Source organism: Salipiger mucosus DSM 16094 (assembly GCF_000442255.1).
GTDB lineage: Bacteria > Pseudomonadota > Alphaproteobacteria > Rhodobacterales > Rhodobacteraceae > Salipiger > Salipiger mucosus.
In genome coordinates this window covers 348406-356620 of record NZ_KE557276.1, presented here as the reverse complement: position 1 = coordinate 356620, position 8215 = coordinate 348406, and the positions used below count along the sequence as shown (strand labels likewise).

Annotated in this window: 4 protein-coding genes and 3 pseudogenes; 4 read left to right on the top strand and 3 right to left on the bottom strand. The window is 70.5% G+C overall.

What is annotated here, in order from left to right; all coding sequences use genetic code 11:
- Window positions 1-136 precede the first annotated feature (136 nt).
- Window positions 137-1585 carry an IMP dehydrogenase gene (guaB, locus tag SALMUC_RS13820; RefSeq protein ID WP_020040140.1) on the bottom strand — a complete coding sequence of 483 codons (1449 nt, stop codon included), beginning with the start codon at window positions 1583-1585 and terminating at the stop codon, window positions 137-139.
- Between the two features lie 227 nt (window positions 1586-1812).
- Between guaB and SALMUC_RS13815 the strand changes: the two genes are divergently transcribed.
- The 4 genes and pseudogenes from SALMUC_RS13815 to SALMUC_RS13800 all read left to right on the top strand — a co-directional run bounded on the left by SALMUC_RS13815 (window position 1813) and on the right by SALMUC_RS13800 (window position 6835).
- Window positions 1813-2229, top strand: a complete 417-nt coding sequence (locus SALMUC_RS13815) for a hypothetical protein (protein ID WP_020040141.1) — start codon at window positions 1813-1815, stop codon at window positions 2227-2229.
- A gap of 219 nt (window positions 2230-2448) precedes the next feature.
- Window positions 2449-3409: pseudogene (locus SALMUC_RS13810) on the top strand (agmatinase).
- A 118-nt stretch (window positions 3410-3527) separates the two neighbouring features.
- A complete protein-coding gene (locus tag SALMUC_RS13805; protein ID WP_037371892.1) occupies window positions 3528-4676 on the top strand; it encodes a CaiB/BaiF CoA transferase family protein in 1149 nt (382 codons plus the stop codon).
- A gap of 121 nt (window positions 4677-4797) precedes the next feature.
- A pseudogene (locus tag SALMUC_RS13800) lies at window positions 4798-6835 on the top strand (ASKHA domain-containing protein).
- 10 nt (window positions 6836-6845) lie between these two features.
- Here the strand turns inward: SALMUC_RS13800 and SALMUC_RS29870 are convergent.
- Together SALMUC_RS29870 and SALMUC_RS31835 are read right to left on the bottom strand one after the other, a co-directional pair.
- The gene (locus SALMUC_RS29870) at window positions 6846-7658 is read right to left on the bottom strand and encodes an MFS transporter (protein WP_021120386.1); all 813 of its coding nucleotides are present in this window, start codon (window positions 7656-7658) and stop codon (window positions 6846-6848) included.
- Window positions 7659-7845: 187 nt separating this feature from the next.
- Window positions 7846-8205: pseudogene (locus tag SALMUC_RS31835) on the bottom strand (MFS transporter); the annotation flags it as partial.
- Between the last annotated feature and the right edge of the window lie 10 nt (window positions 8206-8215).

The following is an 8215-nucleotide window of genomic DNA, read 5'->3' as shown; positions in this document are numbered from 1 at the left end:
GGCGGCGGCGTTGTCGATGACCGGCGCGATGGTCGGACGTTCGGCCGCGCCCAGCCCAGCAGCGCCTTCTCCGCCGCCTCGCCCGCCGCCACGCGGTCGAGCACGGCGGCGGCGGCGGCCACGCGCGCGGCCGGGGTCATCCGATCCGGTAGTTGGGCGACTCGCGCGTGATCGCCACGTCATGGACGTGGCTTTCCCGCAGGCCCGCGTTGGTGATGCGCACGAAGCGGCAGCCGCCCCGCATCTGCTCGACCGTGGCGCAGCCGGTATAGCCCATGGCCGCCCGCAGACCGCCCACCAGCTGGTGGATCACCGCGCCCGCCGGACCCTTGTAGGGCACCTGCCCCTCGATCCCCTCGGGCACCAGCTTGTCGCTCGCCGCGTCCTTCTGGAAGTAGCGGTCGGCCGAGCCGCGCGCCATGGCCCCCATCGAGCCCATGCCGCGATAGGCCTTGAACGACCGGCCCTGGTAGAGGATCACCTCGCCCGGGCTCTCGTCGGTGCCCGCGATCATCGAGCCCACCATCGCGCAGGAGGCCCCCGCCGCGATCGCCTTGGCGAAATCGCCCGAGAACTTGATGCCGCCGTCGGCGATGACCGGCACGTCGCCGGCCGCCTCGCTGCATTCGATCACGGCGGTGAGCTGCGGCATGCCGACGCCCGCCACCATCCGCGTGGTGCAGATCGAGCCCGGCCCGATGCCCACCTTGACCGCGTCGGCGCCCGCGTCGATCAGCGCGCGCGTCGCATCGGCGGTGGCCACGTTGCCCGCGATGACCTGCACCTCGTTCGACATCTGCTTGGCGCGGCGCACCGCCTCGATCACGCCGGCGGAATGGCCGTGCGCGGTGTCGATCACCACGATGTCCGCGCCCGCGTCGATCAGCGCCTCGGTCCGCTCGAAGCCCGAGTCGCCCACGCCGGTCGCGGCGGCGACCCGCAGGCGGCCCAGCTCGTCCTTGCAGGCGGTGGGGTTCACCACGGCCTTCTCGGTGTCCTTGAGCGTCAGCAGCCCGGTCAGCTTGCCGTTCGCGTCGGTGACCAGCAGCTTCTCGATCCGCCGCGCCTTCATCAGGTCGATGGCCTCGTCGCGGTCGGCGGGCTCGCGCAGGATCGCCAGGTTCTCCGAGGTCATCATCACCCGCACCGGGGTGTCGTCGCGCTGCGCGAAGCGCATGTCGCGGTTGGTCACGATCCCCACCACGCGCCGCTCGGCATCGACCACCGGGAAGCCGGTGAAGCCGTAGCGCTCGGTCAGCGCCTTGGCGTCGGCCAGCGTCTGGTCCGGCGTCAGCGTCACCGGGTTGTAGACGATGCCGCTCTCGAAGCGCTTGACCCGCCGCACCTCGCGCGACTGCTGCTCGACGTCGAGGTTCTTGTGGATCACCCCGATGCCGCCGGCCTGCGCCATGGTGATCGCCATGCGCGCCTCGGTCACGGTGTCCATGGCAGAGCTCAGCAGCGGAATGTTGAGCGAGATGGACCGCGTGACCCGCGTGCGCGTGTCGGCGGTGCTGGGCAGCACCTCGGATGCGGCGGGAACGAGAAGGACGTCGTCGAAGGTCAGCGCCTCGCGAATCTCCATGGGACAGCTCCTTGGGAGGGGTTCGGTTGGCACGTCCCTATTGCACGGATGCGCGGGAGGGGAAAGGGGCAGACGACGCACGCGGTTTGGCGGCGCAACCCCGACCGGAACGACTGTCAACCGATCCGGTTTTTTTCGGCATCGCCGCACAAGGTTTCAGGCCAGGCAGACAAGATTGCATTTCATGGCTACACTGCACTCACCACGGGCAGGCCGTCCGGCGGATCATGACGCGACGCACGACCAACCTGATTGCAGCCGCATGCGCCGCCCTGTGCGCCCTGATCTTCATGCTTGCTGCCGCGGCCACGTCAGCCCCGGGATGGCTGGACAGCGATCGGTATTTGCTGGCTCACGCGACGTTCGCGGCCGCGTTCGGTGCGGCCGTCACCTCGTGGATGATGTTCCCCCATCTTGCCAGGCGCTCCGGCGCAAGGGGTCTGCTTCGAGACATGGCCATCATCGCCCTTGCTGTCTTCATCGCCTCCCTGCTTGCAGGCACGCTGGTTCTGCCCGGTCCGGGCACCGCCGGAGGACCGATGTTCGTGATATCCTCGCTCGGCGCGACACCGGCACTCGGATTGATCCTTGCGGTCGGTGCGATCGCGGCGATTGCGCTTTCGCGCAACTCGCGTCGTGAATGACGGCGACGAACGCCCAGCCGGCACCTGATCCTGACGCGTGTCCTGTCCCGCCGCGACGCGACGGGCGAGGCCTGTCCTGCGCAACCGTACGTTTTTCCCGTACGACCGGTACGGCAGCGGCGCCGCGCCCCCATCCGTACGGAACTCCCGTACGACCGGTACAGGAGCTTGCGCACCGCACGCCCGCGCCGCAGTCTCGCGCCAAAGGAGCGCGACACCATGCACAGCTACGAGACCGGCCGCCTGAACCTGCCCTTCACCGGCATCTGCACCTTCGCGAAAAAGCCCTATGTCGAGGACTGGTCGACGCTCGAGGCCGACGCCGCGATCCTCGGCGCACCCTTCGACGCGGGCACCCAGTTCCGCGCCGGCGCCCGCTTCGGACCGCGCGCGGTGCGCGAGGCCTCGACGCTGTTTTCCTTCGGTCACGCAGGGGCTTACGACCACGAAGATGATGTGACCTACCTCGGCCCCGAGGTCCGCATCGTCGACATGGGCGACGCCGACATCGTGCACACCGACACCCTGAAAAGCCACGCCAACATCCGCACCGGCGTCGAGGCGGCGCTGGCGGCGGGCGCCCTGCCGGTGGTGATCGGCGGCGACCACTCGGTGAACATCCCCTGCGTCGAGGCATACGAGGGCCAAAAACCGTTTCACATCTTGCAGATAGACGCACATCTTGATTTCGTGGATGAACGCCACGGCGTCACCCGGGGCCACGGCAACCCCATGCGCCGCGCCGCCGAAAAGCCCTGGGTCAGCGGCCTCACGCAGGTCGGCATCCGCAACGTCTCCTCGACCGCCCGCGACGGCTACGAGGCCGCCCGCGCCATGGGCTCCGACATCCTCTCGGTCCGCCACGGCCCGCGCCCGTCCGGTCCCCGGCGGCGTCGCGGAGCGCATCCCCGCGGGCGTCCCGGTCTACATCACGCTCGACATCGACGGTTTCTGCCCCTCCATCGCGCCCGGCACGGGCACGCCCAGCCACGGCGGGTTCCTCTACTACGAGGTGCTGGAACTGCTGCAATCGGTGGCGCGCGCGCACCCTGTCGTGGGCATCGACCTGGTCGAGGTCGCACCGGACCACGACCCCACCGGATCGACGGGAATCCTTGCGGCACAGGTGCTTATGAACCTTCTCGGGTTCATCTTCCACGCCCGCGCCACGGCCGCCTGACGCAGGCCGGACCCAGGTCATCGGCAAAGGAAGGCGCATGGCACAATTGCCGCTTGCGCCGCCCGTCCGGCATCGTCCAGCCTGTCCGCGACATCACTTCCCGATCGAAGGCCCTTCCATGTCGCCACCCCTCGCCGACGTCACGGTGCTGGACCTCACGCGGGGGATCGCCGGGCCCTACGCGGGCCGCCTGCTGGCCGATCTCGGCGCCACGGTGATCAAGATCGAACGCCCCGGCCGCGGCGACGGCGCCCGCCGCCTGCCGCCGCTCAAGGACGGCCGCAGCGCCTGGTTCGCCGCGATCAACCGCGGCAAGAAGTCGATCGCCCTCGATCTCGAGGCCGAGGCCGACCGCGAGGTGCTCGAGGCACTGCTCGGCCATGCCGACGTGCTGCTCGAAAGCTTCCGGCCCGGTGTCATGGCCCGTTTCGGACTTGAATGGGAGGCCGTAAGCCCCCGTTTTCCAAGACTGATCTACGGATCGCTCTCGGGCTACGGCCAGACCGGCCCCGACGCGCGCCGTCCCGGCTACGACGTCGTGGCACAGGCCCGCGGCGGCCTCATGGGGCTGACCGGCACGCCCGGCCAGCCCCCGGTCCGCTCCGGCGCCGCCGTGGGCGAGATCGCGGCCGGCCTCTTCCTCGCGCAGGGCGTGCTCGCGGCGCTGCACGACCGCGCGCGCAGCGGCACGGGCCGCCGCGTCGACGTCTCGATGCTCGACGCCCAGGTCGCGCTGCTCGACGACGCGGTCTCGGCCACCGCAGCCACCGGCACCGCGCCAAGGCCCCACGGCCCGCGCCACCCGGCCTTCGCGCCCTGCGAGGCGGTCGAGGCCTCGGACGGCGCCTTCGTGCTGGCGGCAGGCAACGATGCGTCTTTCGAAAAACTTTGCATTACCATGCAGTTGCCTCTCGAACGTGATCCACGCTTCTCGACCAATGCCGCGCGCTGCGAGAACGCCCGCCTCCTGCGGCGCCTGATCGAGGCGGTGACGCTCGAGCATCCCCGCGCGCACTGGCTGGCCCGCCTCACCGCCGCAGGTGTGCCCTGCGCGCCGATCCAGAGCATGGACCAGGTGATGCGCGACCCGCAGGTCACGGCCCGCAACATGATCGTCGACGTGCTCGACAAGTATGGCCGCACCGCCTTCAAGGCCGCGGGCAACCCGGTCAAGATCTCCGGCCAGTCCGATCCGCCGACCCGCCCCGCGGCCCCCGATCTCGACGGGCACCGGGGCGAGATCCTGCGCTGGCTGAACCGGACGTGAGCCCTGTCGCAGACGGGGGGGCGGATGCGTCGCTGACGGGCTCGACTTCGGCGATAACCCCGTCTTTTCCTTTCCGTGCGAGGCGATATTCTGCCCGCATCGCCCAGCGAAGGACCCGCTCATGACCCTTGACCCGCTCGTCGTCTTCACGCCTTCCGGCAAGCGCGGGCGAGTTCCCGTCGGCACGCCCGTGCTGTCCGCCGCGCGCAAGCTGGGGGTGGACCTCGACTCGGTCTGCGGCGGGCGCGGCATCTGCTCCAAGTGCCAGGTCGCGCCGGCCTGGGGCGACTTCTCGAAACACGGCATCACCTCGCGCGAGTCCGCGCTGAGCGGATGGAACGCCGTCGAACAACGCTACGACGACAAGCGCGGCCTCCCGCCCGGCCGGCGGCTTGGCTGCCAAGCGCAGATCCTCGGCGACGTCGTGATCGACGTGCCGCCCGAGAGCCAGGTGCACCGGCAGGTCGTGCGCAAGGCCGCCGCCGTGCGCGCCATCGAGATGGACCCGGCGACGCGGCTTTATTACGTGGAGGTGGACGAGCCCGACATGCACGAGCCCTCGGGCGATCTCGAACGGGTGCAGCGGGCGCTGCGCGCGCAGTGGGATATCCCCGAAGTGTCCACAGAGTTTTCCACGCTCGCGGCCCTGCAACCCACCCTGCGCAAGGGCGACTGGAAGATCACCGTCGCCCTGCACAAGACGGGCGCGGACGCGGTGCCGACCCTCGTCGCAGCCTGGGCGGGCCTGCACGAGACCGGGATCTTCGGGCTCGCGATCGACCTTGGCTCGACCACCATCGCGGCGCACCTGACGAACCTCGACACCGGCGAGGTGGTGGCCTCCTCGGGCATCATGAACCCGCAGATCCGCTTCGGCGAGGACCTGATGAGCCGGGTCTCCTACGCCATGATGAACCCCGGCGGCGACGCCGAGATGACCGCCGCCGTGCGCGAGGCGATCTCGACGCTGGCGCAGGAGATCGCCGCCGAGGCCGGCATCGGGACCGGGCAGATCCTCGAGGGGGTCTTCGTCTGCAACCCGGTGATGCACCACTTGCTGCTGGGCATCGACCCGGTGGAGCTGGGACAGGCGCCCTTCGCGCTGGCGACCTCCTCGGCGCTGAACCTCAGCGCCGGACAACTCGGGCTCACCGCCCTGCCGGCCGCCGCGCAGGTCTACGTGCTGCCCTCGCATCGCGGGGCGACGTGGGCGCCGATGCCGCCGCGGTGGCGCTGTCGGAACAGCCCGGCAAGTCGGAGGATCTCGTCCTGATCGTCGACGTGGGCACCAATGCCGAGATCCTGCTCGGCGACACCGAACCGCGTGCTGGCCTGTTCCTCGCCCACCGGGCCGGCCGTTCGAGGGGGCGCAGATCAGCTCGGGCCAGCGCGCGGCGCCCGGGGCGATCGAGGCGGTGCGCATCGACCCGGAGACCAAGGAGCCGCGCTTTCGCATCATCGGCAGCAAGTTCTGGTCCGACGAGCCGGGCTTCGCCAAGGCCGTGGCGCGCACCGGCATCACCGGCATCTGCGGCTCCGGCATCATCGAGGCGGTGGCCGAGATGCGCACCGCCGGGCTGCTCGATCCCAGCGGCCTGATCGGCTCGGCCGAGCAGACCGGCAGCGCGCGCTGCATCGCCGAGGGACGCACCCATGCCTACGTCATCCACGACGGCACCGCAGAGGGCGGCCCGCTGATCACGGTGACCCAGGGAGACATCCGCGCGATCCAGCTGGCGAAGTCGGCACTCTATGCCGGGGCCCGCCTGCTGATGGACGAGCGCGGGGTCGACAAGGTGGACCGCGTGGTGCTGGCCGGGGCCTTCGGCGCGCATATCTCGCCGCAGCACGCCATGGTGCTGGGCATGATCCCCGACGTGCCGCTCGACAAGGTGACCTCGGCCGGCAACGCGGCGGGCACCGGCGCGCGCATCGCGCTGTGCAACCTCGCGGCGCGGCGGCAGATCGAGGCCGACGTGCGCGCGATCCACAAGGTCGAGACCGCCATCGAGCCGCGCTTCCAGGAACATTTCGTCGCCGCGAACGCGATCCCGCACGCGGTCGATCCCTTCCCCGAACTGCTGAAGATCGTGACCCTGCCCGAGGTCAGCTTCAACACCAGCGGCGAGGACAGACCGCGACGGCGCCGCCGCCGCTGAGCGGCGCGCCTCAGTCCTCGGACTCCAGCCGGATCGGCGCAAAGACAGGCGCCAGCGCGATCACCGCGGCGGCAAGGCCGGCATAGGCGATGGCCCCGAACATGGCGTTGCGGTAGGCCGCGTGATCGCCTGTCTCGGCCCCGCCGAGGATGGCGAAGAAGAGCCCGCCCATGATCGCGACGCCAAAGGCGATGCCGATCTGCCGCATCGCCTGCACCGCGCCGGAGGCCGAGCCGCTGTCGTGCCGGTCCGCCGCCGCCAGCGCCACCTGGAAGAGCGGCGAGACCGCGTTGCCAAGCCCGAAGCCGCCCGCCAGGAACCACGGCGCCATGCGCAGCCAGTCGATCTGATCGCCCATGCCGTGGATCGCCCAGGCCTGCCCCAGGAAGCCGACGCCGAACAGCAGCCCGCCCGCCGCGACGCGGAAACGAAGCCAGCGCGAGCCGAACCAGCTTGTGGTGGCCGAGGCGGCCAGAACGCCGACCGGGAAAGGAGCGGTGGTCAGGCCGGACTCGAGCGCCGACAGCCCGTAGCCCGCCTGTAGGTACATGGCGATGACGAAGAAGTAGCTGGGCACCGCCGAGAACAGCACCGCGTTCAGCACCCCGCCGCTGAGGAAGGGCCCCGAGCGCACCAGCCGCATCGGCAGAAGCTGCGGGGCGCCCCGCGCCTCCTGCCGGATCTGCCAGCGGAAAAAGACCCAGGCCAGCGGCAGCGAGGCCAGCACCATCGGCCACATCCAGGGCCGCCAGCCGATCGTCGGCGCCTCGACCAGCGGGAACAGCAGCGCCAGCATCGCCACCGCCGCCAGCGCGATCCCCACCACGTCGATCCCGAGCGTGCGGTCGCCCGTCGGCCCGCGGCACGAAGGCGGCGGCCCCGGCCAGCGCGAGCAGACCGATGGGAATGTTGATCAGGAAGATCGGCCGCCAGCCCAGCCCCATGATGTCGGCGTTGATGAGAAGCCCGCCGAGGATCGGCCCCGAGACCGAGGCCAGCCCGGCGGTCAGCGCGAAGAGCCCGAAGGCCGAGCCGCGCTGCTCGGGCGTGAAGAGCAGCGGCACCAGCGCCAGCGTCTGGGGCGTCATCAGCGCGGCGCCCACCGATTGCAGCACCCGCGCGGCCACCAGCGTCCCGATGCCGGGCGCCAATCCGCAGAGCAGCGAGGCCAGCGTGAAGACGCCCACGCCCACCATGAACAGCATCCGGCGACCGAAGAGGTCGCCCATCCGCCCGGCCGGCAGCAGCAGCAGCGCGAAGGGAAAGGTGTAGCCCGCGACGATCCACTCGATCAGGTTCGGAGGGGCCTCGAGCTGCTGCTGCATCGAGGGCAGCGCCACGTTCACGATCGTGATGTCCACGAGGTTCATGAAGTTGGCC